The organism is Promicromonospora citrea (genome assembly GCF_013004695.1).
GTDB classification, from domain to species: Bacteria; Actinomycetota; Actinomycetes; order Actinomycetales; family Cellulomonadaceae; genus Promicromonospora; species Promicromonospora citrea.
The window spans coordinates 25,669-48,492 of the sequence record NZ_JABEMG010000010.1; the positions used below are offsets into that span (position 1 = coordinate 25,669).

Genomic DNA, 22,824 nt, shown 5'->3' on the forward strand with positions numbered 1-22,824 from the left:
GGACCGTCCGGGCGGGCAGGCGCGCGTCCGGACGAGGCGGCACAGCCTGGAGTCACGACCGATGACACGACATCGTGAGACGAAAGGCATGAGAGATGACTGACAGCTCGGCGCACCAGTCGGTGCGGCTCGGTGACCGTGTGACCTACGACGTCCCGCTGCCGCGGGTGGCTCGGGCGACGCTCACCCGCGCGGAGAACGGCAACCTGCAGGATGTCCATCTCTTCTACCAGCTCGACGCTGCGTACCGGCGCGCGGGCGCCGACGACTCGATCTCCGTGCTCGTTCTGGCCGCGGACGGCGACGACTTCTCCCTCGGGCACGACGTCGAGGCGCTGTTCAGCACCGACGGCATGGAGCAGGTGACGCTGGAGGGAGGCTTCTCGCGCGGTGGCGTCGAGGGCGACATGGCGTGGGAGACCGAGGTCTTCCTGGAACTGCACTGGCGGTGGCGCAACTTCCCCAAGCCGGTGGTCGCGGCCGTGCAGGGGCGGGTGTTCGCAGGCGGGATGATGACGATGTGGCCGGCCGACCTCATCGTGGCCAGCGAGGACGCGACATTCGCGGACCCGGTCACTGCGTTCGGCATCGGGCACGTCGAGCTGTTCCTGCACCCCTGGGAGCTCGGGGCCCGGAAGGCCAAGGAGCTGCTGTTCACGGGCGAGACCATGACGGCCGCCGAGGCCAAGGACGGCGGCATGGTCAGCCGTGTGGTTCCGCGCGCCGAGCTCGTGGCCGAGACGCTCGCGCTCGCCGAGCGGATCGCCGCCCGCCCGAGCCACGGGCTGCGCATGGCCAAGAAGTCGGTGAACCAGACGCTCGACATCCAGGGCCAGTGGAACGCGGTGCAGGCCGCGTTCAGCATCCACACGCTCGGGCACGCGCACAGCCGGGTCGCGCACGACGGCGCGTACATCGATCCGGCCGGCTTCGCGCTGACCCGCGACATCTGGGGGCTGGCCGACACGGACGTCTGAGGGCGCGAGCCCCGCCTCGGCGGAGGCGGGGCTCAGGCCTGCGCGGACCGACCGGCACCCTTGACACCGCACCGGGTGAACTCCAGACTGCTTTTGCGCGTCCGGCGGCAGAAGTCGCATGGTCGCCGCCATAAATGACAGAGTCGTCGACGGGGGAACCGCATGCACACCTCACTCCTGCCCGGCGCGCGGAGCCTCGGCGCCGCCCTGACCGGAGGTGCGCTGCTCGCGGGCGTGCTCGCCGGGACCCCGGCCGCTGCCTCACCCGCTCCCGCTGTCGCTCCCGCCGTCGCACCCGCCACCGCCACCACCACCGCCACCGAGTGCGGCGAGGGCGCGGGCCTGCCGGACGCGAACATCTCCATCCAGCTCTTCACGCACGTCGGCGAGCTCGGGTTCGGAACGCCGGCCCCGGAGACGATCGACCGCGTGCTCGGCGCCGTCGCCGACGCCGGGTTCACGAACATCGAACCGTTCGACCAGCCCTACGGGATGCCGGTGCAGGAGTACCAGGAGATCCTCGACCGGCACGGCCTCGAGGTGTCGTCGAGCCACGGTGCCACGGACTGGGAGACATGGCCGGAGACCGTGGCCTACGCCGTCGCACTGGGGCAGGACTACATCGGCACCGGCGGCATGGCGGGCGGGTACGGCACGTACGACGAGGCCGTCGCAACGGCCGAGCACGTCAACCGGCTCGGGCGGTACGCGCACGAGCACGGCATCGACAAGATCGCGCTGCACAACCATCAGGACGAGTTCCTCACGCGGTACCCCGACCCCGAGACGGGCGAGACGGTCAGCGCCTGGCAGGTCATCGAGGAGCACACCGACCCGCGCTACGTCACGTTCCAGCTCGACGTGGGCTGGGCGGCGGACGCCGGCATCGACGTGCCGACCTGGATCGAGAAGTACGGCGACCGCATCGAGCTGCTGCACGTCAAGGACGCGGTGAACGTGAACGCAGAGGGCGACATGCGCCAGGTCGCGCTGGGCACCGGCGACCTGGACCTCCCGGCGATCATCGCGGCGGCCGAGCCGTACGTGCAGTACTACACCTACGAGTGGGACGACGCGCCGTCGTTCGAGACCTCCGCCGAGTCCTACCGGTACCTGCGGTGCTACCTGGCCGACGGCGGCGACGAGGTCTGCGACCCCGACGACGGCGAGTCGCTCGCGCTGGGCCGGCCGGTGACGACGTCGAGCATCGACGACCCGTCGCGCACCGGCGAGATGGCCGTCGACGGCAACGCGGGCACCCGGTGGGGCAGCGGGTGGAGCGAGCCGGAGTGGATCGCGGTGGACCTCGGCGCGCCGTACGACCTCCGCCGCGTGGTGGTCGACTGGGAGACCGCGTACGCCTCCGGCTACGAGATCCAGGTCTCGGCGGACGGCGAGGACTGGACCACGGTGCACACCGTGACCGACGGCGACGGCCTCTTCGACGACCTCGAGGTCGCGGGTACGGGGCGGCACGTGCGCCTCTACGCGACCGAGCGGGCCACGCAGTGGGGCTTCTCGATCTACGAGCTGGAGGTCTACGGCACGCCGGTGGGCGCCGAGCCGGCGCCCGAGCCCGAGGCCCGCGGCGCCGGGTACTGGACGTCGGAGTACCGGCAGGTCGGGCACCCGGACCACACCGCGGAGGAGCTGGAGTGCTACCTCGCGAGCACGCGCGCGCAGAGCGCCGTCTTCGACGAGGCCGTCGCGCTGGACACGCTCGACGACGCCGTGCAGGTGCTCTGGCCGCGCCACCACGACGAACCGGTCGACGTGCTCGACCGGCAGCTTCTCACCCTGTGGCTGAACGTCGCGTCGGGCGCGATCGACCCGGACCAGTCCGTGGCCGGGGGCCGCACCGTCGGCGACCTGCTGGCGGCGGTCGAGGCCGCGCGGCTCGAGGCGGGTGCGCACCGGGACGGGCTCGCGCGGTACGGGGCCGCGCTGGAGGCGGTCGACGCCGGTCGCTGAGCGGACGTCCGGGCCGCCGCCGATCAGCTTTCGACCCGACGTTGCTCGGCTTTAAGGGCTGTCAAAGCCGAGCAACGTCGGGCTGGAGGGCAACTGGCAGCGGCTGCAGCAGGTCGGCGGGCCGCCGGCTGGGATCGACCTGACCTTCGGTGGCAGACTCGGCGCGTGAGCCGCCCCGACCCTCCCCGGCGCACTGTGTCCGTCCTGTGGGTGGCTCTCGGCGCTGTCCTGGTCGTCGACGCCCTGGTCATGCTCCGCGTGACCGCCCTGCACACCGGCATCGTCGCGACGTTCGTGCTCGGGCTGCTGTACCTGGCCCACGGCCTCTCCCGACGCCGGGTCCGGTGGCTGCGGATCCTCGTCCCGGCGGGCACCGCACTGCTCGTCGCCCTCTCCGCCGTGCTCGCCGTCGTCGGCAGCAGAGACACCGCCACGGGGGACGAGGACGCCGTCGTCGTGCTCGGGACGCTGGTCAAGGACGGCGAGCCGACGCCCGCCCTGCGCGCCCGGCTCGACGTCGCGGCCGCGTACGCCGCGTCGCACCCGGACACCCTCGTCGTGGTCGCCGGCGGGCTCGCGCCCGGCGAGGACGTCACCGAGGCACGCGCGATGCAGCGGTACCTGGTCGCGCACGGCGTCGCGGAGGACCGGATCCTCCGGGACGACACGTCGACCAGCACCTCCGAGAACCTCGCCCACGCCCGGGACCTGCTCGACACGCGCCTCGCCCCCGGGTACACGACGACGTTCGTCACGAACGAGTACCACGTGGTCCGGGCCGCGGGGATCGCGAGGCAGGCGGGCGTGGACGCCACGCACGTGCACGCCCCCACGCCCTGGTACGAGGTGCCCGTCGACTACGTGCGGGAGACGCTCGCGCTCGGGAAGCTCGTGCTCCTGCGCCGCTGAACGCCGGACCCGGTCACGCCACCACCGACCGCGTGGCCGCCTCGACCGCGCGCCGGTGCAGCGCGTCCAGCCCACGTGCCCGGGCCCGGACGGCCGGCGCGACCCGGCCCGGGCAGGAAGCCGCGCGCAGCTCGAGCGCCGCGGCGAGCTCGCGCAGCAGCCCGGTGGTCAGCTCGTCGAGGCGCTCGCGGATCGCGGCGAGGTCGGGCCGCGTGGCGGGGGCCTCGGTCGGGTGGGCGGCCCAGTGCGCGAGCAGCCCGCGCTGCACCTCCTTGCTCGCGGTGATCTGGTCCCGGAAGAACGCCACGGCCACGTCCGGGTCCACCCCGGCGTCGCGCGCCCGCGCCCGCACCTGGTCGAGCACCTCGCGCTCGCGGGCCGGGTCGTCGACGGGGGCGCCCGCGCCGAACTTGGCCGCCGCGACGTCGTCGGTCACGAGGAGCCGTGCGACGACGAGGTCGATCAGCGGTGCCAGCCGGGTCACCTGCCCGTCTGGGGACGGCTCCGCGCTCATCCGCGCGCCTCCGCAGCAGCCCCGTCCGGCAGCGGGATGGCGCGGAAGACGCCGTCCGGGTCGAACCGCTCCTTGACCGCCAGCAGCCGCGCGGCGTGGGGGCCGTAGGCGTGGGCGACCTGGTCGAGGGCGTCCGGGCCGAGCAGGTTGGGGTACCCGCCGGGCAGGGCGTGGGGCTCGAGGGCGTCCGCGACGTCGTCGGCCCAGGCGCCGTGCTCGGCGGCGAGCGCGTCGCCGGGCTCCCACGTGGCGATGATCTCGACCATGAGGTGCGGGTCGCGCAGGCCGAACGCCGTCTCCGTCACGGGGACGCGCGTGGCGGCCCCGTGCAGGCTGTGCAGCGACACGGCCGACAGCGGCGAGGTGAGCGCGTCGCCCGCGCCGGCCAGCGCCTCGGCGACGCCGGTCGTGAGCGACGGGACCGTCCGCGTGCGGATCGCGACGTGCCGGCCGGCGGGGAACTGGGCGTCGATGCCCGCGAGCATCGCGGGCAGCGTCACGGGGCCGACCTGGGAGACGAGCGGTGTGCCCACGGCGCCGAGCCGGGCCAGCGCGTGCTCGCCCGCGCCGGCGTCGTCGCCGCTCCAGGTGGGGGAGGCGAAGACGACGGGGCCGCCGTCCGGGCCTGCCACGACGCCGGTCTGGACGGTCAGCTCGTCGGGCTGCTCGGCGAGCAGCTCCGACAGGCCGGTCAGTACGGTGCCCGCCTGCGCCCAGGGGAACACGACGAGGCCGGAGAGCAGAGTGGGCACCTTCCGGAGGCGCACCCGCATCGACGTGACCACGCCGAAGTTGCCGCCGCCGCCCCGCAGCGCCCAGAACAGGTCGGGCTCGTGCTCGGCGTCCGTGGTGACGACGGACCCGTCCGCGAGCACGACGTCCGCCGAGAGCAGGTTGTCCGCGGCCAGCCCGAACCGGCCGCTGAGCGGACCGTACCCACCTCCCAGGGTCAGGCCGGCGAGGCCCACGGTGCCGGCGGTCCCGGTCACGGGGGCCAGGCCGTACGGTGCGGCGGCCGCGGCGACGTCGGCGGCGGTCGCGCCCGCCTGCACCTCGGCGACCTGGGCCGCCGGGTACACCGTGACGTTGCGCTCGGTGGACAGGTCGACGGTCAGCCCGCCCTGCCGCAGCGCGCGGCCTGCCCAGTCGTGCCCGCCGCCGCGCACCGAGACGGGGACCCCGGCCTCGCGCGCGGCCACCACGGCGCGGCCGACGTCGTCCGGCATGGCGCCCCGGACGACGACGCCGGGGCGGGCGGCGACCCTGCCGTTCCAGAGGTGGGTGGCCGCGTCGTACTCCGGGCCGGTGGAGACGACCGTGCCGCTGCGGAGCGTGCTCCGCAGCCGGTCCACGAGATGGTCGAGCGGGTGCTCTACGGGTGCGGACATGCTTCCTCGTTCCCTGGCGCCGGATAGGTAGGGTGACTAGTACGTCTACGACGTCACACTAGGCCCCGGACGCCGTGCGCACAACCTCGTCGGGGTGTGGCGAGCCTGGGTGGTCCCGGGAGTCCTAGGGGCGCCACGGAACTGCCACCTCCACGCCGCGCGGCCGACGATGAACGCATGACTACGACACTGATCACCGGAGCCACGAAGGGGCTCGGCAAGGAGACCGCCCGCCGACTCGCCGAGGCGGGCCACACCGTCTGGGTCGGGGCGCGGGACGAGCAGAGGGGGCGCGCTGTCGCCGAGGAGCTCGGCGCCCGCTTCGTCCGGATCGACGTCACCGACGACGCGTCGGTGGCCGCTGCGGCCGAGACGGTCGCCGCGGACGGCGGGCTCGACGTCCTCGTCAACAACGCGGGCGTCGAGCCGCGGCTCGCCGGGAACGCCGTCCCGACCGCCGACGACGAGACCGTCGACCTGATGCGGGAGACCTTCGAGACCAACGCGTTCGGCACGCTGCGCGTCCTGCGGGCCTTCCTCCCGCTGCTGCGGCGGTCGGGCGCGCCGGTCGTCGTCAACCTCAGCAGCGGCCTCGCGTCGCTCTCCGGGCTGGCCGACCCCGCGAGCCGCACGCACTTCTACCCGGGCATCAGCTACCCCGCGTCCAAGGCGGTGGTCAACGCGATCACCATCCAGTACGCCAAGCAGCACCCGTGGCTGCGGATCAACGCGGTCGAGCCCGGGTTCACGAAGACGGACCTCAACGGCAACACCGGGACCCAGAGCGTCGAGGAGGGTGCCGAGATCGTCGTGCGGATGGCCCAGGTCGCGCAGGACGGGCCCACGGGCACGTACACCTCGGCCGCGGGGTCGATTGCGTGGTGAGCCGGCAGCGGGGCTAGCGTGAGGCCGTCGTCGACGAGGAGAGTGCCCGCATGATCGTGTCCTGGACGGCCCTCGCCGCCGTCGCCCTCATCGAGCTCGGCATGGCGGTCACGCCGGGGCCGAACATGGTCCACCTGGCATCGAGGTCGGTCTCGCAGGGCACCCGTGCCGGCCTGATCGCGCTCGGCGGGACGGCCGTGGGGTTCGTGGCGTACCTCGTCGCGGCGGCGTTCGGGCTGGCGGCGCTCTTCGCGGCCGTCCCTGCCGCCTTCCTCGTGGTGAAGGTGGCCGGCGCGGTGTACCTCGGCTACCTCGCCTGGCAGATGCTGCGGCCCGGCGGCCGGTCGGTGTTCGACCCGGCCGCCGTGCCGCCGGTCCGACCCGCACGGCTGTTCGGGGCGGGGCTGGTGACCAACCTGCTCAACCCCAAGATCGCCGTCCTCTACGCCGCCCTGCTGCCCCAGTTCATCGACCCGGCCCGCCCGGTCTGGGCCCAGTTCCTCGTGCTCGGTGGTGTGCAGATCGTCGTCGGCGTGGCCGTGAACGGGCTGGTGGTCCTGCTGGCGGGCCGGCTCGCACGGTTCCTGCGCGGTCGGCCGCGGGCGATGCGGGTGCAGCGTGTGGTGTCGGGCTCGGTGCTGGGTGCGCTGGCCGTGCGGCTCGCCGTCGAGCGGCAGCCGGCGACGTAGGCGGTGCGCTGCCCGGATGTGTGGCGTCGGTGAACATCGCGAGATCATCGATCGACTGTCGCGACGAATCTATTGATTATCGAGCGATTCTCATCGAGAATCGCTGCATGACTCGCATCGTCTTCAACCTGCTCACCCTGCTGATCTTCAGCGGGATCGCCATCGGCCTGTTCGCGCAGGTCGTGATCCTTCCCGGGATCGCCGCCGATGAGGCCAGGAACTTCCCTCCGCTGGAGCCCTACCGCGCCCCGCTCCTGGCCGTGGGAATCGCGTTCGTCGCGTGCGCGCAGGTCGCGCTCGGGGCGCTCTGGGCCCTCGTGTACCGCGCCCAGTCGGGCGTCTTCTTCCGCCCCGGGACGCAGCGCTGGGTCGTGACCATCGGCGCGGCGACCGGCGTCGCCACGCTGCTCACCTGCGGCTTCTTCCTGTACGTGACGTTCGCGGGGATCCCGATGCCTGGCGACATGGGGGACATCGGTCTCTGGATGGCCAGCGGCCTCGGCTGCCTGGTCGGCGTGGCGCTCCTCGGCGTCGTGTTCGTGACGCACCGGCTCGTCGAGCGGGCGACGGAGGCACAGACCGAGCTGGACGGCGTGCTCTGATGGCGATCGTCGTCGAGATCGACGTGCTCCTGGCCAAGCGGAAGATGTCGGTCGGCGACTTCGCCGACGCGATCGGCCTGAGCCCCGCGAACGTCTCGGTGCTGAAGAACGGGCGCGCGAAGGCGGTCCGGTTCTCGACGCTGAACGCGATCTGCGAGGTGCTGCAGTGCCAGCCGGGGGACGTGCTGCGGTGGGTGCCGGACGGCGAGGGTGAGGGCGAGGAGGTGTCGTCCAGGGATCGGCTCGTCGACAGGGCGTGAAGGATCTCGTCGGACCAGGGTCCAACCGCTACCTTGCGACGCAAGGAACCTGCTATCGTGTATCGCATGGTACCGACATCGGACATCGTCCTGACGCAGCTGCGCAAAGGGGTCGTGGAGTACTGCGTCCTGGCCTGCCTGCGCTCGGGGCCGGCCTACGGGCTCGAGCTCGCCGAGCGACTCGGCTCGGACAGCAGCCTGCTGACCAGCGAGGGGACGCTCTACCCCCTGCTGTCGCGCGTGCGCCAGCAGGGCTGGGTGACCACGACCCAGGTCCCCTCCGCGGTGGGCCCGCCGCGCCGGTACTACGAGATCACCGACGAGGGCCGGGCGGCGTTGGAGACCTTCCTCGCCACCTGGTCCCGCTTCACGACCGACGTCCGCACGACCCTGGAGTCCTGATGACCGCAACGCCCGAGTTCCCGCCCCTGGTCGAGGCCTACCTCGCCGACCTGGACCGCGCCCTGGCCGGCACCGACCCGCGCGAGCGTGCCGAGACGGTGGCGGCGGTGCGTGAGCACGCCGTCGAGTCGCTGGCCCGGCACGGCCGCGACGACGAGGCGGCTCGCCGGGTGATCGGCGAGCTGGGACCCGTGGAGCACATCGCCGCCGAGGCGACGCCCGCCCCGGCGGCCGCGCCCGCAAAGGTTGAGGTCACGGACGTGGTGCTCGCCGCCCTCGCCCTCCTGGTCTGGCCGCTGGCCCCGGTCCTCCTCGTCTGGGCGATCGTGCGGCTGCGCGCCGGGGTGGGCAACCGCGCCCTGCAGTGGACCACCGTCGTGCTGAGCGCGCTGCCCGTCGTCGTCGGCATCGTGTTCACCGTGCTGCACGTGCTGAACCGCGCCGCGTAGCGCCCGCGGGGGCGAGCGGTTCGCCCACCGGCGCCTCAGGGTCGAGCCGGTGCAGGCCGTCGGGAGGCCCGGCGCCGTCGCTCCGTCAGCGCAGCGACGGCGCCGACGGCCGCCGGGAGCGCGAGCAGCGCTCCGCAGCACAGCAGCACGACGGCGAGGAAAGCCGACGCCACGACGGCGGTGGTGCGCTGCCGCCCGCGCAGCAGCCGCACACCGGCCAGCGTGCCGACGAGGGTCACCGCCGCGAGCAGCGCGGAGGTGGCGCGGACCAGGCCGTCGAGCGCGACGACACCCCCGAGCACCGGGACCGCGACGACCAGGCAGCACGCAGCGAGGAACGCCAGGCTGCGGCGTGGTTCCCGCCCGGGCGTCGTCCGGCCGACGAGCCACCGGGGGAGCGCGCCGTCGCGGCCGAGCGCCGCGCCCAGCCGGGCGCCGCTCGCCAGGTAGGCGTTGATCGCGCCGAACGTCAGGAGCAGCGCGGCGACGGTGGCCGGCGCGGTCCCGGCCGGGCCCACTGCCCGCTGCAGGAGCGTGAGCAGCGGGGCCGGGTCGCGTCCGGCCGCCGGGCCGAGGACGCCGAGCGTGACCACGGCCAGCCCGAGGTAGAGCACGACGACGACGGTGACGGTCAGCGCCGTCGCACGGCGCAGGCCGCGGCCGGGGTCCGCGAAGTCGGCCGAGAGGTGGGCGGCGGCCTCCCAGCCCGCGAACGCGAAGAACAGCACGGTGGCGGCGACGCCGACCCCGGACCACCCGTGCGGGGCGAAGGGCGTGAACGACCCGGCCCGCACGTCGCCGAGCGAGACCGCGACGGTCACGACCAGGAGCGTCACCATGACGGCGGCGGTCACGACCTGGACCCGCCCTGTCGTGTGGAGGCCGACGGCGTTCAGGGCGAACGACGCCGCGAGCAGCCCGAGGCCGACGCCGACGGCGACACCGGGGTCCGCGCCCACCGCGGCCGCGACGTAGTGTCCTCCCATCAGCGCGGCGGCCGTCACGCCGAGCGGGACCGCCGCCAGGAACCACCAGCTCGCCGCCCCGGCGGTCCGTCCGCCGAAGGCGAGCGACGCGAAGTGCGCCACGCCTCCGCCGTCGGGGAAGGTGCCGCCGAGCGCCGCGAAGGTCGCGGCGACCGGGATGCCCGCGAGGAGCAGCAGGGCCCAGGCCAGCAGGGAGGCGGGCCCGGCGGCGTCGGCGGCCAGGGTGGGCAGGGACAGCGCGCCCGGCCCGAGGACGGCGCCGAGCAGCAGGACCGAACCGGTCAGGACGCCGAGCCTGCGGGTGCCGTGCGGTCGTCGGCGAACGTCTTTCTCCATGAGAGTTCCTCTGTCGAATGGCCGGATGATCGGCGCAAACGTAGACAGAGGTTTGGCATCATGGGGCGCCCGCCGAACGGTGTTCGTCGGCGTGGCTAGACTCCCGATCGTGGATGAACTTGATTCGGCGATCGTGCAGCATCTCCAGCGCGACGCGCGGCAGACCAACCGCGACCTGGCCCGCCGGCTCGGCATCGCGCCGTCCACCTGTCTGGAACGCGTGCGGCTGCTGCGCGCCCGCGGCGTCATCCGCGGGTACCACGCCGAGATCGACCCGGCGGCGCTGAACCGCAACGTCGAGGCGTTCGTCTCCATCCGGCTGCGCCCGCTCAACCGCGACGTGATCGACGCGTTCAAGGCCACGCTGATCGGGCTGCCCGAGGTCACCGCCGTCTACGTGCTCGCAGGCGACGAGGACCTGCTCGCCCACGTGACCGCACCGGACCTCGACCACCTGCACGCGTTCCTCATCGACCGGCTCAGCCAGCCGCGGGAGGTCGTCACTTTCCGGAGCCAGATCGTGTTCCAGAGTGCGCAGAAGCGGGTGCACGAGCGGCTGCCGGGGGAGTGAGGGGCGACGCCGGAACCCCTACGCCTCTGCGGCGGCCGTCGTCGCGGCCGTGATCGCCGCCTCGAAGTCGGGGTCGGCACCGAGCTGGGCCAGCCACACGTTCGCCGCGTTGTAGCAGTTGAACGTCTCGATCCGTCCGTCACGGAGGTGCCAGAGGTCGGCCGTCGGGACGTCGATGCGGCGACCGGTCGGGGGAATCACGCCTGCCGGGGTCGGGAACCCGCCGAGATGTGTGCCCTGGATCCGCAGCTCGACGGCGACGACGTCGCCGAGCGCGTGGACGCCGAGCAGCTCGCGGTGGATGTCCGGGAACGCGCCGGCGAGGCCGGCCAGGGCCTGAGGGATCTCGTCACCGCGGAAGGTCAACGAGTTCGGCATGTCGTTGAACGTGCCGTTCTCGGTGAACAGGGCGCGGAAACCGGGTCCGTCGAGGGTGTCGCCCTCCGCCAGCCGGTATGCCTCGCGCACTACCTCTTCGTTGGTCGTCATGGTGATCCTTCCTGATGTCGGCGTCGCTCCCGCGCGGGCGACCCGGGCGAGATCCGGCACGGCCCCGTGATGGACCGCACGGTCAATAACCCTAGTGAGTTATGGACCGAGCCGTCAAATATGGGTCCCGTGGGACGAGTGGTGCCGGCACGGCCGCCCCGGCACCACTCCTCGTGCTCAGCCGATCGACGTCAGTCGCGGTAGTAGGGCTGTACCTCGGCCTTGCTCGCGCCGATCCGCACGTTGCGGAAGTCGGCGCGGAACGTCGCGCCGGGCTGGTAGTCCTTGTACATGCCGAACTTGATCCGGAACGAGTCGTCGTAGTAGTCGCCCTTGCACCGCGCGCTCGACCCGTAGCCGTAGTAGTCGTCCCGCTCCAGGATCTTCTCCTCGACGGTGGTCGCACCGACCCTTCGGTGCCAGACCTCGATGCGACCCTTGGGCCCGCCGGGCCGGTAGGCCTCGACGTTGTACTTGATGACGAAGGAGTGCCACTCGTCGGCGCTGATGCCCTTGGTCGTCATCGCCTTGTCGTAGTAGTCGTCGGGCTGGTTCGGGTCGTCTCCCCGGCGCACGAACTGCAGGTTGCGCATGTTGCCCGCGCCCGACTGGATGCGCACGCCGCCGATCGGGTTCGCGGTGCACTGCCACAGCTGCATGACGTACGCCCCGCTGCCGGTCACGCTGTCGACGCCCCGCGGGATGCGAATATCGAAACCCACCCACACATTGGTGTGGAACGGCAGCCCGCCCCTCGGCGTCGCCAGCTCCGTGCGGTCCCGGAGCCGATGACCGTCCGGGCCCAGCCAGATGTTCTTCTCCGCGTCCTCGAGCGTGGCGTCCGGGTACTCGAAGTTCGCGTCCGTGCGGAACGTCAGGGCTCGGCCCGTCTCCGTGCTGCCCGTGATCTGGGGCGCCTCACCGGCTCCCTGGCACTTGCCGGTGTACGTGCGGTTGTTCTCGATGAGGTTGCCGCCGTCGCCGATTCCCGGCCCGCAGAGCTGTGGGTTCTGGATGGTCCAGGTCCTGCCTTCGATGCCCATCGCGTAGCTGGGAACCTCGTCCGCCGCGGCGACGGCCGCGCTGGCCGGCGGGGTGGTGGTCAGGGCGGCAGCGCCGAGCGAGGCGGTCAGGATGGCCACCCCGGCGAGTGCCGTCACACGCCGAGCACGGTGGCTAGGGGTCGAGCTCTGTGATCGTGTCATGAAGCCCTTATATCGCAAAACCTGGGCAAAGGGCTCTTGATGTCGGGGCAAGCCGGGTCGGCTCAGTCTCCGGTCGAGCGCCGGACGTCCGTCCCGGCACGCAGGGCCTGCGGGATCTCGGCGACATCGTCGACGCGCGCGACGAGGCGTGCGATGTCGTCAGCGGCGGCCGGGGAGTCGACGGTGAGCGTGTAGACGATGCCGGTGGACCGCCACCCGTCGTCGAAGGTGCCGTCGGCCGTCGCCGCGACGCCGGTCACCTCGATCCCGAGCTCGAGCGCCTCGCGGAAGGTGTCGTCGAGGACGCAGACCGCGACGGCGAGGTGGAGCACCTGCGCGCCGTTGCTCGCGGGGTGCCCCACGATCCCGTCGGTTGTCCAGGTGTGGGGGAGGGTGACCCCGGCGACGGGGCGGAGGCTACCGGCGCCGGCGGTGACGCCGAAGGGGGACAGCGTGGTCATCCAGGCAGCATGCCCGGATCGGTCGCTTGCGTCGCGCCGAGGTGGAGCCTGCTGCACGTATTGGGATCGAGGAGCCCGGCTGGGGCTGGCGCGTGAACGAGCCATTCGCGCCGGGCCAGGTCAATTGCGAGCAGAAGGTAGCCTCCGTCGTCGACCTGTGCTTCAGCCCTGTTACCCGTGTTGCGGTGGCCGCACCCGGTGTCGCGAGGCACCTCGACCTGCTGCGCGAGACGGGCGTCACCGTCACCCGGGCTGGTGAGTCCTGGCTCGACGTGACCGGCCCGGGCGTCACGAAGGCGAGCGCACTCGAAGTTCTCCGCGTGAAGCTCGGCATCTCGTCCGGGGCGACGGTTGCCGTTGGGGACTCCGAGAACGACCTCGAAGCGCTGGCCTGGGCCGGGCGTGAAATTAGCATGGGCCACGCGCCGGCCGTTGTGCAGGGTGTGGCTGACGAGGCCACCGGCACGATCGATGAGCACGGCGTCGCGACGGCACTCGACTCACTTCTGCCGCCCATCGACACGACAGGGCTTTCCGACCTCGCTGCGCAGCTGGCCGTCGCAGTGGATTCGGCGCCGGGCGTGACCAAGCTGCGGGTCTGGCACGGAGCGGGCGCGGAGCTGGCCGGGGCGGAGATCCGCACAGCGGTCGCCCGCGCCTGGCGACGTCACGCCCCGATCCCCGAAGCCGTCGGGTCCACCATGCTGGCCCTCGCGGACGCGGCGGATCAGGCGGGCCTTGGCTATCCGACGACCGATTTGCGACTACGAGCCCGCTGGACCCGCGGAGAGGCCAGGCCGGCCCTGTTCGAGCTGCCGATCTGGCAGCGATGAACTCAACTCCGGCCCGATCCGAACGTGAGTCTGCCCACCGCCGGGCGAACCGTTGGTGGGGACCGCGACCCGAGGGTCCTGAACAGCACCACGTTCCCCGCATTTCCACAGTTCCTGCGTGCAGGGCCCGGTAGTATTCCGGGCCAGGCCACGGCCGGACGCTTCTTCGGGCTCATGCGTGGCTGGGACGTGCGCAGACGTACAAGTGGGAGACCACAGCCGACGTCGGCTTGCATGCCGCTGACGGTCGGCCTTACGGCAGGCGAATGGCCCGGGAGTTGAGGAGGAATGTCGTGAGCACACCGTGGCACCCTGACCTCAAAGTCGACCTCGTGCCCGGGCAACCTGCAAGCAAGCCCATGCACGTTGTGTCGGTCTGCTGGTGGATCGGCTGCGTCACCTTCGCTCCGGTCTGTATTGGCTTCTTCGCCGGCTACGGCGAACCTGCGCCGGCCTGGTGGCTGCTGACGTTCCTGGTGTTTGGGGGTTCACTGGTTGCCGGGCGGATCGCGCTGGGGGTCGCGCAGCGCCCTGTTTCCCGTGAGAGAGCAGCCGGATACACCACGATCGCCCCGAACATCGACGACGCTGACTATGTCGATGCTGTCTCGCGACGGATCGTTCGCCAGAGGACGGAACCGCATATCGACAGGCGCGAGATCCGGCGGCGCCTAGCTCTGGTCCGTGAGTCAGCCCGTCGAGACCGCCGCGTCGCGCCCGACTACTGGTAGCGCGAGAGCCGCTAGATCAGATGCGCGGACGGATGGCGGGCTGGTCCCACCGTCGGTCAGCGGGCCGGTAAACCCGGCGCCTCCGTTACTGCCGTAAGGGCGACGTCGCTGCGCAACTGTGCTGGTTGCTGGAACATGTGCAGGGTGCGGGTCTTGTGTTGGGTCGTGCGCACGAGCGTGTAGCCCTGTTCACGGTAGAGGTTCGCGAGTCCGTCGAAGTAGCAGCCGCGGCGGACCCAGTCGAGGCCGCGTCGTGCGGCGTGGTCGAGGGCCCACCAGGCGATCTGGGTGCCGATCCGGTGCTCTCGCCAGTCCGGGTGGGTTGCCGTGGTGAACAGGTACAGGGCCGGTCGTGCGGCTTCGTCGGCGGTCCATTCGTTACCTAGCCGGGGCTATAAGGCGAGCACCTTGTGACGCGCCGGACCGGTCTCGTCCTCATGGTCCAGTCGGCGCCGAAAGCTGGCGAGCGCCGACTTGAACGCTTCGGACTCCGTTTCGCGGTCCGTGAAGAGTTCGCCGACATGTGGCTCCCCGCCGCGGTCGGGGTCTACGCCCGGCGGAGGAACTCTCATGGCGACCCCTTGCTGGCGGCTGGAACGTTGCTATTCGGACATTACGGTCTCGTAGGGTGCTGCGGCAATGAACAGCTCGGGTGAACCGTGAGAGAGGTGAGTGTCACCCTGGGTGAAGTCTTCGCAGTGTCCGTTCCCAGCCCTGGCCGCGGCGCGCAACCTCCGAACATGACTGCTGCGGGGCGAGTGCTGCACGGATAGGTGACAGGGCACCTCAGGCAGTGAGCAGCCTGCCCGGTCAACGGGTAGCCTCGAACCCGATACCAGGGTGTGCTTCCCATTGGGTGCTGAGTCGAGGAACAAGACCCCCACACTCCGGCCGGGTGCGGCGCGGATCGAATGAGCCGGCGCCTCCTCGGGAGTCGAGCCAGGTTGGCGCTAGTGAGTGGATTGTCGGTTCGTTGCCGCGAGCGAGGCAGCTGTTTCGCCGCATCTTGATCATGCGCACGGCGGTTGCCTTGTGCATTGGCGAGCAGCCCGCGCTGAGCTCTTGCTCGGTCGGCCGTGTTCGGCTGGCGTCCCACCGGAACCAGGTCCCAGGCATGTCCCAGCCGCCTACGGTGTGGGATAACCGCCAGGTCAGATCCGGTTTGCACAGGTCAACGTCCGAGCGGTGCATGTTTCGGCAGCAGCGCGAGTGCACACATGAAAGGCCGTCTCCGCGGAAGGAGACGGCCTTTCGTGGGCGGCAACCCGGAAATCATCTGGCGCGGTTGCGCCTACCACCCGGCGCCAACGATAGGCGGTCGATCGACATCGCCCATCCCTGCCGTGCCAGAGGGGCCAAGCTTCCCTCGCGCTTCGAGCAAGCGCGGTGAGCCCGGCGGAGCAGTCGCGTGAGCGCGATGCGTAGTGAAGTCCCAGGTCAACGAGCAATTCGTGCCATGTTCCCACGTGTTCAAGCAGGTCAGAGACCTGAACCGTGCCACGATCGAGGCGTCGGCCCCGAGGCGCGTTATCGCGGCACGTTTACGACACGTTTCGGCACGCTGAGGGACGTCCAGCGACGCCTCGATACGGGAGGCTTGGCAATCGGTCCGGGCCTCTGACCAGCCAGAACGGGATCGACCAGGTCGGGCGCCCACCACCCCGGAACTCACACGGAGAAGTACTTCGCCTCCGGGTGATGGAACACGAACGCGTCCGTCGACTGCTCCGGATGCAGTTGCAGCTCGTCCGACAGCGTGACCCCCACCCGCTCCGGCCGCAGCAGCTCGACCACCTTGTGCCGGTCCTCCATGTCGGGGCACGCGGGGTACCCGAGCGACATCCGCGCCCCGCGGTAGTCGAGCTTGAACAGCCCCTCCACCGTGGACGGCTCCTCGGATGCGAACCCCAGCTCCGCCCGCACGCGCGCGTGCCAGAACTCCGCCAGTGCCTCGGTGAGCTGCACCGACAGCCCGTGCAGCTCCATGTACTCGCGGTACTTGTTGGCCTCGAACAGCCGACCGGTGTGCGCGGACACGGAGTCCCCGACCGTCACGAGCTGCACCGGAAGCACGTCGAACCGGCCGGTCTCCTCGACCCACGACCGCGGTCGGACGAAGTCCGCGAGGCACAGGTGCCGGTCGCGGCGCTGCCGCGGGAACGTGAACCGCAGCCGCTCGGTGCCCACGGGCCCGCCGGACCCGCCGTCGGGCGCCCCGATGCCGGCCAGCTCGCCGTGGTGGGCCACCACCACGGAGTCACCCTCGGACCACACCGGGAAGTACCCGTAGACCACGGTCGGGTCCATGATCTGGTCGGTCCGGATGCGGTCCAGCCACTCCGCCAGCCGCGGCCGGCCCTCGGTCTCGACCAGCTCCTCGTAGGAGGCGCCGTCCGCGGACCGGCCCGGCTTCAGCCCCCACTGGCCCATGAACGTCGCGCGCTCGTCGAGGAACGCCGCGTACTCCGAGAGCTGCACGCCCTTGACGATGCGCGTACCCCAGAACGGCGGGTCGGGCACCTCGTTGTCGGTGGCCACGTCCGAGCGGGCGGGCAGCGCCTCGACCGGCGTCTCGGTCACCTTGACGACGTTGTGGCGGCGCTTGCGCAGTGGCGGCAGCCCGACGTCGTCGGGGGAGGCGCCGCGCGCGATGCGCACGAGCGGCTCCATGAGCCGCAGGCCCTCGAAGGCGTCCTTCGCGTAGCGGACGACGCCGGGGAACGCGCCGGCCAGGTCGTCCTCGACGTACGTGCGGGTCAGCGCCGCGCCGCCGAGCAGCACCGGCCAGCGCTTCTCGAACCCGCGGGAGGCCAGCTCCTCGAGGTTCTCCTTCATCACCACGGTCGACTTCACGAGCAGGCCGGACATGCCGATGACGTCGGCGTCGTGCTCGATCGCGGCGTCGATCATGGCGCTCACCGGCTGCTTGATGCCGATGTTGACCACCGTGTAGCCGTTGTTCGTCAGGATGATGTCGACGAGGTTCTTGCCGATGTCGTGCACGTCGCCGCGCACCGTGGCCAGCACGATCGTGCCCTTCGACCCGGAGTCGCCCTCGACCCGCTCCATGTGCGGTTCCAGCAGCGCGACGGCGGTCTTCATCACCTCCGCCGACTGCAGCACGAACGGGAGCTGCATCTCGCCGCGCCCGAACAGGTCGCCGACCACCTTCATGCCCTCCAGCAGGTGGTCGTTGACGATGTCCAGCGCCTCCATCCCGGCGGACAGCGCCTCCTCGACGTCGTCCTCCAGGCCCTTGCGGGCGCCGTCGACGATGCGCCGCGCCAGGCGCTCGCCGACCGGCAGGGCCGCGAGCTCGGCGGCGCGCTGGTCGCGGATCGCCGCGGCGTCGACGCCCTCGAACAGGTCGAGCAGCCTCGAGAGCGGGTCGTAGGTCAGGGTGCCGTCGGCGTCCCACTCGCGCTTGTCCCACACCAGGTCGAGCGCCGTCTGCCGCTGTTCCTCGGGGATGGAGGCGAGCGGAAGGATCTTCGCCGCGTGCACGATCGCCGAGTCCAGGCCCGCGGCGACGGCCTCGTGCAGGAACACCGAGTTGAGCACCGCGCGTGCCGCCGGGTTGAGGCCGAACGACACGTTCGAGACGCCGAGCGTGGTGTGCACGCCGGGGTAGCGCCGCGTGATCTCCCGGATCGCCTCGATCGTCTCGATCGCGTCCCGCCGCGTCTCCTCCTGACCGGTCGCGATGGGGAAGGTCAGGGCGTCGACGATGATGTCGTCCACGCGCAGGCCCCAGTCGCCCACGAGGGTGTCGATGAGCCGCGACGCGATCGCGACCTTCTTCTCCGCCGTGCGGGCCTGGCCCTCCTCGTCGATCGTCAGCGCGACGACGGCGGCACCGTGCTCGACCACCGCGGGCATGATGCGGGCGAACCGCGACGTCGGGCCGTCGCCGTCCTCGAAGTTCACCGAGTTGACGACGGCGCGCCCGCCGAGCAGCTCCAGTCCCGCGCGGATGACGTCGGGCTCCGTTGAGTCGATGACCAGCGGCAGCGTGCTCGCCGACGCCAGCCGGGACACGACCTCCCGCACGTCCGCGACGCCGTCGCGCCCCACGTAGTCGACGCAGACGTCGAGCAGGTGCGCGCCGTCGCGGGTCTGGGCGCGCGCGATGTCGACGACGTCGTCCCAGCGCTCCTCCAGCATCGCCTCGCGGAACGCCTTGGAGCCGTTCGCGTTGGTGCGCTCGCCGATCGCGAGGAAGCTCGTCTCCTGCCGCAGCTCCGTGGCCGAGTACAGCGAGGCGACGGCGTTCTCGCGCACCGGCTCGCGCGGCGCCACCGGCCGGCCGCCCACGGCCTCGACGACGAGCCGCATGTGCTCCGGCGTCGTGCCGCAGCAGCCGCCCACCAGCCCGAGGCCGAACTCGCGCGCGAACTGCGTGTGCGCGGCCGCGAGCTCCTCCGGGGTGAGGGGGTAGGTGGCGCCGTCCGGACCCAGCACGGGCAGGCCCGCGTTGGGCATGCAGGCCACGGGCACCTCCGCGTGCTGCGACAGGTGACGCAGGTGCTCGCTCATCTGCTCCGGGCCGGTGGCACAGTTCATGCCGATCGAGTCGACGCCCAGCGCCTGCAGCGCCACCAGCGCCGCGCCGATCTCCGAGCCCATGAGCATGGTGCCCGTCGTCTCGACCGTCACCGACACGATGACGGCCACCCGCCGCCCGACCTCCGCCATCGCCTGCCGGCCGCCCGTCACCGCGGCCTTGGCCTGCAGCAGGTCCTGGCTGGTCTCGATGAGCAGGGCGTCCGCGCCGCCCTCGATGAGGCCCGCCGCCTGCTCGGCGAACGTGTCCCGCAGGTGCGCGTACGTCGTGTGGCCCAGCGACGGCAGCTTGGTGCCCGGCCCCATCGAGCCCAGCACCCAGCGGGGCGCCTCCGGGGTTGCGAATGCGTCCGCGCGCTCGCGGGCCAGCGCGGCCCCCGCGCGGGCGAGCTCGCGGATGCGGTCGTCGATGCCGTAGTCCGACAGGTTCGACCAGTTCGCGCCGAACGTGTTCGACTCGATCGCGTCCACGCCCACCGCGAGGAACGCGTCGTGCACCCCCGCAATCAGGTCCGGGCGCGACACCGTGAGGATCTCGTTGCACCCCTCCAGGCCCTGGTAGTCCTCCAGGGTCGGGTTCGCCGCCTGGATCATCGTGCCCATCGCGCCGTCGGCCACGACCACGCGCGTGCGCATGGCCTCCAGGAGGGCGGCGGAGCGGTCGTCCAGGGCGGGCAACGTAGCGGCGTTCACCTCGGCAGCGTAAGCCTTGCCCCGCCGACGACGCCGGGAGTGCCCGGCGGTCGGGACGTCGCCCGTTACCGTGCCTGCATGACGACGCACGACTACCTCGCCTCCCTCTTCTCGCTCACCGGCCGCACCGCGGTCGTGACCGGCGGCAGCTCCGGCATCGGCCGGGCCATCGCCGAGGCGCTCGCCCAGGCCGGGGCGCGCACCGTGCTCGTCGCGCGGGGCGCCGACCGGCTGGAGTCGGTCGCGGCCGGCCTGCGCGAGAAGGGCTGCGACGTCGCGACGGTGGTGGCCGACCTCTCCACCCGCGCGGGCATCCACGCGGCCGCGGACGGCGTCGTCGCCGCGGCGGGGGAGCCCGACATCGTCGTCAACAGCGCGGGCATCAACCTGCGGCCGCACCTCGGCGACGTCGACGAGGCCACCTGGGACCTCACGCTCACCGTGAACCTCGAGGCGCCGTTCCTGCTCGGGCAACGCTTCGCGCCCGGCATGGCGTCGCGGGGGTACGGCCGGCTGATCCACATCTCGTCGCAGCAGGCGCACCGGTCGTTCGTCGACAGCGGTGTGTACGGCGTCTCCAAGGGCGGCCTCGAGTCGCTCGCGCGCTCGCAGTCGGAGGCGTGGTCGGCGCGCGGCGTCACGGCGAACACGCTCGTACCCGGCTTCGTGCTCACCCCGCTCAACCAGCGCCTCCAGGACGACGCCGACACGATCGCGGCGCTCGCTGCCCGCACCACGGTAGGGCGCAACGGCGTGCCCGAGGACTTCGCGGGGGCGGCGGTGTTCCTCGCGGGCCCGGCGTCGGGGTACGTCACAGGGCACTCGCTGTTCGTGGACGGCGGGTTCTCGGTGCACTGAGGGGACCGAGGACAGGGGCCTCGAGTCAGGTGCGGCGTAGGCGACGGTCCGGGCAACCGCCCAGCCCACGTGACTACCTCGCGGGGGAGTGGGACGGGGGCGTGGGGTCGGCGGGGGAGCAGTAGGCTCCACGCCGTGAACGTCGACCTGCCCGGCCTCGGGACGCTCGTCAACGTCGGGACCGTCGTCGTCGGCTCGCTGCTCGGGATGGCCGTGGGTCACCGGCTGCCGCAGCGCACGCACGCCGTCGTCACCGACATCCTCGGTCTTGTGACGCTCCTGGTGGCAGCGCTGTCGGCGATGTCGGTGACGGACGCGGCGTTCGTCGCGGCGACCGGCTCCGGCGCGCCTGTGCTCATCGTCCTCGGCTCGCTGCTCATCGGCGGCATCCTCGGCTCCCTGCTGCGGATCGAGGACCGGCTCGAGGGACTCGCCGGCGTGATCCAGGCCTGGTTCGCGCGCCGCGGCGGCGGCAGGTCCGCGGAGACAACGACCGCCGACGACGCCTCCGCACGCGAGCGGTTCATCGAGGGCTGGCTCACCGCGTCGCTGCTGTTCTGCGTCGGCCCGCTGACGATCCTCGGCTCGCTGTCCGACGGTCTCGGCCGCGGCATCGACCAGCTGCTGCTCAAGTCGGTGCTCGACGGGTTCGCCGCTCTGGCGTTCGCGTCCTCGTTCGGCGTGGGGGTGCTGCTGTCGGCGGTGTCGGTCGGCGTCGTGCAGGGGCTCCTGACGGTCGCGGGCGTCCTGCTCGGGTCGGTGCTGCCGGACGCGCACATCGCGGCGCTCACCGCGGCGGGCGGCCTCATGCTCGTCGGCATCGCGCTGCGCCTGCTGCGCATCAAGCAGGTCGCGGTGGGCGACCTGCTGCCCGCGCTCGTCGTCGCGCCGCTGCTGACACAGCTGGTGGTCGTGCTGCGGTGACTGCGCCGGCGTCGGCCCGCGACGTACCGGCCCCGAACGTACCGGCCCAGCGCGTCAGCCCCGCACGGGCACCGGCAGCCGGACCTGGCGGCCCGCCTCGTCCTGGCCGTCGAGCAGCTGCACCAGCAGGTCCATCGCGGTGCGGCCCAGCTCCTCGCCGTCGACGTCGACGGCCGGTGTGTGCTCGATCCCCAGCGCCTCGATGACGGCGGGCTCGGTGCTCACCACGAGGTCGCGCGGCACCTCGACGCCGCGCGAGCGCAGGGCGAGCAGCAGGCCCAGGCCGATGGAGGTCGCGTACGGGACCACGGCCGTGGCGCCGGTCTCGAGCACGGCGGGCGTCACCTCGACCCCGGCGGCGAAGGTCGCGGGCAGGGGGCCGAGCACGGTGAGCTGCGCCCCGGCACGGTCCGCGGCGTCCCGCACCGCGGCGGTGCGCTGCCGGTCCTGCCACGACCCCGCCGGCCCGCCCACGTAGACGACCCGGTCGTGCCCCTCGGCGGCGAGCCGTGACGTCAGCGTGCCGAAGGCCGTCGCGGTGTCGGCCACGACCGACGTCATGCCGTCGATCTCCCGGTCGACCAGGACGGACGGCTTGGTCGACCCCGTCGCCGCGACGAGCGTGTCGCTGTCTCGTGGCGCGACGAGCAGGAACCCGTCGACCTGGCGGGCCAGGCGCTCGGCGGCGCCGGTGGAGCCCAGGGCGTGGACGGCGACGGTGAGCTGGAGGCCCGCCTCCTCGGCGCGCGCCTGGGCGCCCGCGACGATCGGTGTGAAGAACGCGTTGTCGAGGGTGGGCACGACGATGGCGATGATGCCGGTGCGCCCGCGGGCGAGCTCGCGGGCCGCCCGGTTGGGGACGTAGCCGAGCCGCGCGGCTGCCGCGACGACGCGGACGGCGGTCTCGGCGGCGACCAGGCCGCTCCCGTTGAGCGCTCGCGACGCGGTCGCCTTCGAGACGCCGGCCACCGCGGCGACGTCGGACAGATCAGGCACCGTTCCTCCTTTGTCGGTGGGCACACTCTAGACGCCCCCTGCAACCGATTGCGCCGACCTGAGGTGTCCACGTAACGAGAAGTTAACGCGGGGACGTCTGGCCGAGCGCCGTCATGCCTTAAGGTCCGATGG

General features: G+C 72.1%; 22 protein-coding genes. 14 read left to right on the top strand and 8 right to left on the bottom strand.

The window, feature by feature from the left end; all coding sequences use genetic code 11:
• Positions 1 to 95: 95 nt before the first annotated feature.
• The 3 genes from HLB15_RS03765 to HLB15_RS03775 all read left to right on the top strand — a co-directional run bounded on the left by HLB15_RS03765 (position 96) and on the right by HLB15_RS03775 (position 3,857).
• Positions 96 to 977 (top strand): enoyl-CoA hydratase, encoded by an 882-nt coding sequence (locus HLB15_RS03765; protein WP_171103819.1) that lies wholly within the window; start codon positions 96 to 98, stop codon positions 975 to 977.
• 162 nt (positions 978 to 1,139) lie between these two features.
• Entirely contained in the window at positions 1,140 to 2,948 is a 1,809-nt protein-coding gene (locus tag HLB15_RS03770; protein ID WP_171103821.1) for a galactose-binding domain-containing protein, read from the top strand.
• 165 nt (positions 2,949 to 3,113) lie between these two features.
• A complete protein-coding gene (locus HLB15_RS03775) occupies positions 3,114 to 3,857 on the top strand; it encodes a YdcF family protein (protein WP_171103823.1) in 744 nt (247 codons plus the stop codon).
• Positions 3,858 to 3,870: 13 nt separating this feature from the next.
• Here the strand turns inward: HLB15_RS03775 and HLB15_RS03780 are convergent, their stop codons facing one another.
• Positions 3,871 to 4,371 (bottom strand): chorismate mutase, encoded by a 501-nt coding sequence (locus tag HLB15_RS03780; RefSeq protein WP_171103826.1) that lies wholly within the window; start codon positions 4,369 to 4,371, stop codon positions 3,871 to 3,873.
• Positions 4,368 to 5,759, bottom strand: coding sequence for an FAD-binding oxidoreductase (locus tag HLB15_RS03785; protein WP_171103828.1), 1,392 nt, complete (start codon positions 5,757 to 5,759; stop codon positions 4,368 to 4,370). Before HLB15_RS03785 ends, HLB15_RS03780 begins: the two co-directional genes overlap by 4 nt.
• A 177-nt stretch (positions 5,760 to 5,936) precedes the next feature.
• Here HLB15_RS03785 and HLB15_RS03790 point away from each other — a divergent pair, with 177 nt between their 5' ends.
• From HLB15_RS03790 to HLB15_RS03815, 6 genes are all read left to right on the top strand, one after another.
• Positions 5,937 to 6,644 (top strand): SDR family NAD(P)-dependent oxidoreductase, encoded by a 708-nt coding sequence (locus HLB15_RS03790; protein WP_171103830.1) that lies wholly within the window; start codon positions 5,937 to 5,939, stop codon positions 6,642 to 6,644.
• A gap of 50 nt (positions 6,645 to 6,694) precedes the next feature.
• A complete protein-coding gene (locus HLB15_RS03795; protein WP_212759471.1) occupies positions 6,695 to 7,333 on the top strand; it encodes a LysE family translocator in 639 nt (212 codons plus the stop codon).
• Positions 7,334 to 7,440: 107 nt separating this feature from the next.
• A complete protein-coding gene (locus tag HLB15_RS03800; protein ID WP_171103832.1) occupies positions 7,441 to 7,935 on the top strand; it encodes a DUF2975 domain-containing protein in 495 nt (164 codons plus the stop codon).
• Positions 7,935 to 8,195: a helix-turn-helix domain-containing protein gene (locus HLB15_RS03805; RefSeq protein ID WP_171103835.1), complete on the top strand. Its 261-nt coding sequence runs from the start codon at positions 7,935 to 7,937 to the stop codon at positions 8,193 to 8,195. Before HLB15_RS03800 ends, HLB15_RS03805 begins: the two co-directional genes overlap by 1 nt.
• 66 nt (positions 8,196 to 8,261) lie before the next feature.
• The gene (locus HLB15_RS03810; RefSeq protein WP_171103837.1) at positions 8,262 to 8,597 is read left to right on the top strand and encodes a PadR family transcriptional regulator; all 336 of its coding nucleotides are present in this window, start codon (positions 8,262 to 8,264) and stop codon (positions 8,595 to 8,597) included.
• Positions 8,597 to 9,046, top strand: a complete 450-nt coding sequence (locus HLB15_RS03815; RefSeq protein WP_171103839.1) for an HAAS signaling domain-containing protein — start codon at positions 8,597 to 8,599, stop codon at positions 9,044 to 9,046. Before HLB15_RS03810 ends, HLB15_RS03815 begins: the two co-directional genes overlap by 1 nt.
• Before the next feature lie 35 nt (positions 9,047 to 9,081).
• Here HLB15_RS03815 and HLB15_RS03820 read toward each other — a convergent pair whose 3' ends face one another.
• Positions 9,082 to 10,368, bottom strand: a complete 1,287-nt coding sequence (locus HLB15_RS03820; RefSeq protein ID WP_171103842.1) for an APC family permease — start codon at positions 10,366 to 10,368, stop codon at positions 9,082 to 9,084.
• Positions 10,369 to 10,477: 109 nt separating this feature from the next.
• Between HLB15_RS03820 and HLB15_RS03825 the strand changes: the two genes are divergently transcribed.
• Positions 10,478 to 10,939, top strand: a complete 462-nt coding sequence (locus HLB15_RS03825; protein ID WP_171103844.1) for an Lrp/AsnC family transcriptional regulator — start codon at positions 10,478 to 10,480, stop codon at positions 10,937 to 10,939.
• An 18-nt stretch (positions 10,940 to 10,957) separates the two neighbouring features.
• Here the strand turns inward: HLB15_RS03825 and HLB15_RS03830 are convergent, their stop codons facing one another.
• The 3 genes from HLB15_RS03830 to HLB15_RS03840 form a co-directional block, all read right to left on the bottom strand.
• Positions 10,958 to 11,428 (bottom strand): ester cyclase, encoded by a 471-nt coding sequence (locus tag HLB15_RS03830; RefSeq protein WP_171103846.1) that lies wholly within the window; start codon positions 11,426 to 11,428, stop codon positions 10,958 to 10,960.
• Between the two features lie 191 nt (positions 11,429 to 11,619).
• Entirely contained in the window at positions 11,620 to 12,588 is a 969-nt protein-coding gene (locus HLB15_RS03835; protein WP_189086987.1) for a heparin lyase I family protein, read from the bottom strand.
• A 107-nt stretch (positions 12,589 to 12,695) separates the two neighbouring features.
• Positions 12,696 to 13,094, bottom strand: a complete 399-nt coding sequence (locus HLB15_RS03840; protein WP_171103851.1) for an OsmC family protein — start codon at positions 13,092 to 13,094, stop codon at positions 12,696 to 12,698.
• 92 nt (positions 13,095 to 13,186) lie between these two features.
• On the opposite strand from HLB15_RS03840, the gene HLB15_RS03845 reads away from it, so the two are divergent.
• Together HLB15_RS03845 and HLB15_RS03850 are read left to right on the top strand one after the other, a co-directional pair.
• Positions 13,187 to 13,927, top strand: coding sequence for an HAD family hydrolase (locus HLB15_RS03845; RefSeq protein ID WP_171103853.1), 741 nt, complete (start codon positions 13,187 to 13,189; stop codon positions 13,925 to 13,927).
• Between the two features lie 293 nt (positions 13,928 to 14,220).
• On the top strand, positions 14,221 to 14,658 hold the full coding sequence (locus tag HLB15_RS03850; RefSeq protein WP_171103855.1) for a hypothetical protein: 438 nt from the start codon (positions 14,221 to 14,223) through the stop codon (positions 14,656 to 14,658).
• Positions 14,659 to 16,326: 1,668 nt separating this feature from the next.
• Here HLB15_RS03850 and metH read toward each other — a convergent pair.
• On the bottom strand, positions 16,327 to 19,857 hold the full coding sequence (metH, locus tag HLB15_RS03855; RefSeq protein ID WP_229785305.1) for a methionine synthase: 3,531 nt from the start codon (positions 19,855 to 19,857) through the stop codon (positions 16,327 to 16,329).
• 135 nt (positions 19,858 to 19,992) lie between these two features.
• Here metH and HLB15_RS03860 point away from each other — a divergent pair, with 135 nt between their 5' ends.
• Positions 19,993 to 20,772 carry an SDR family NAD(P)-dependent oxidoreductase gene (locus HLB15_RS03860; protein ID WP_171103857.1) on the top strand — a complete coding sequence of 260 codons (780 nt, stop codon included), beginning with the start codon at positions 19,993 to 19,995 and terminating at the stop codon, positions 20,770 to 20,772.
• A 135-nt stretch (positions 20,773 to 20,907) separates the two neighbouring features.
• The gene (locus tag HLB15_RS03865; RefSeq protein ID WP_171103859.1) at positions 20,908 to 21,696 is read left to right on the top strand and encodes a DUF554 domain-containing protein; all 789 of its coding nucleotides are present in this window, start codon (positions 20,908 to 20,910) and stop codon (positions 21,694 to 21,696) included.
• 54 nt (positions 21,697 to 21,750) lie between these two features.
• On the opposite strand, the gene HLB15_RS03870 is transcribed toward HLB15_RS03865, so the two are convergent.
• Positions 21,751 to 22,692: a LacI family DNA-binding transcriptional regulator gene (locus HLB15_RS03870; RefSeq protein ID WP_171103861.1), complete on the bottom strand. Its 942-nt coding sequence runs from the start codon at positions 22,690 to 22,692 to the stop codon at positions 21,751 to 21,753.
• Positions 22,693 to 22,824 lie beyond the last annotated feature (132 nt).

Coding starts and splice junctions, on each gene's coding strand:
- HLB15_RS03765 (WP_171103819.1), top strand. CDS start 96: ATGACTGACAGCTCGGCGCACCAGTCGGTGCGGCTCGGTGACCGTGTG.
- HLB15_RS03770 (WP_171103821.1), top strand. CDS start 1,140: ATGCACACCTCACTCCTGCCCGGCGCGCGGAGCCTCGGCGCCGCCCTG.
- HLB15_RS03780 (WP_171103826.1), bottom strand. CDS start 4,371: ATGAGCGCGGAGCCGTCCCCAGACGGGCAGGTGACCCGGCTGGCACCG.
- HLB15_RS03785 (WP_171103828.1), bottom strand. CDS start 5,759: ATGTCCGCACCCGTAGAGCACCCGCTCGACCATCTCGTGGACCGGCTG.
- HLB15_RS03790 (WP_171103830.1), top strand. CDS start 5,937: ATGACTACGACACTGATCACCGGAGCCACGAAGGGGCTCGGCAAGGAG.
- HLB15_RS03795 (WP_212759471.1), top strand. CDS start 6,695: ATGATCGTGTCCTGGACGGCCCTCGCCGCCGTCGCCCTCATCGAGCTC.
- HLB15_RS03800 (WP_171103832.1), top strand. CDS start 7,441: ATGACTCGCATCGTCTTCAACCTGCTCACCCTGCTGATCTTCAGCGGG.
- HLB15_RS03805 (WP_171103835.1), top strand. CDS start 7,935: ATGGCGATCGTCGTCGAGATCGACGTGCTCCTGGCCAAGCGGAAGATG.
- HLB15_RS03810 (WP_171103837.1), top strand. CDS start 8,262: ATGGTACCGACATCGGACATCGTCCTGACGCAGCTGCGCAAAGGGGTC.
- HLB15_RS03815 (WP_171103839.1), top strand. CDS start 8,597: ATGACCGCAACGCCCGAGTTCCCGCCCCTGGTCGAGGCCTACCTCGCC.
- HLB15_RS03820 (WP_171103842.1), bottom strand. CDS start 10,368: ATGGAGAAAGACGTTCGCCGACGACCGCACGGCACCCGCAGGCTCGGC.
- HLB15_RS03830 (WP_171103846.1), bottom strand. CDS start 11,428: ATGACGACCAACGAAGAGGTAGTGCGCGAGGCATACCGGCTGGCGGAG.
- HLB15_RS03840 (WP_171103851.1), bottom strand. CDS start 13,094: ATGACCACGCTGTCCCCCTTCGGCGTCACCGCCGGCGCCGGTAGCCTC.
- metH (WP_229785305.1), bottom strand. CDS start 19,857: ATGCGCACGCGCGTGGTCGTGGCCGACGGCGCGATGGGCACGATGATC.
- HLB15_RS03860 (WP_171103857.1), top strand. CDS start 19,993: ATGACGACGCACGACTACCTCGCCTCCCTCTTCTCGCTCACCGGCCGC.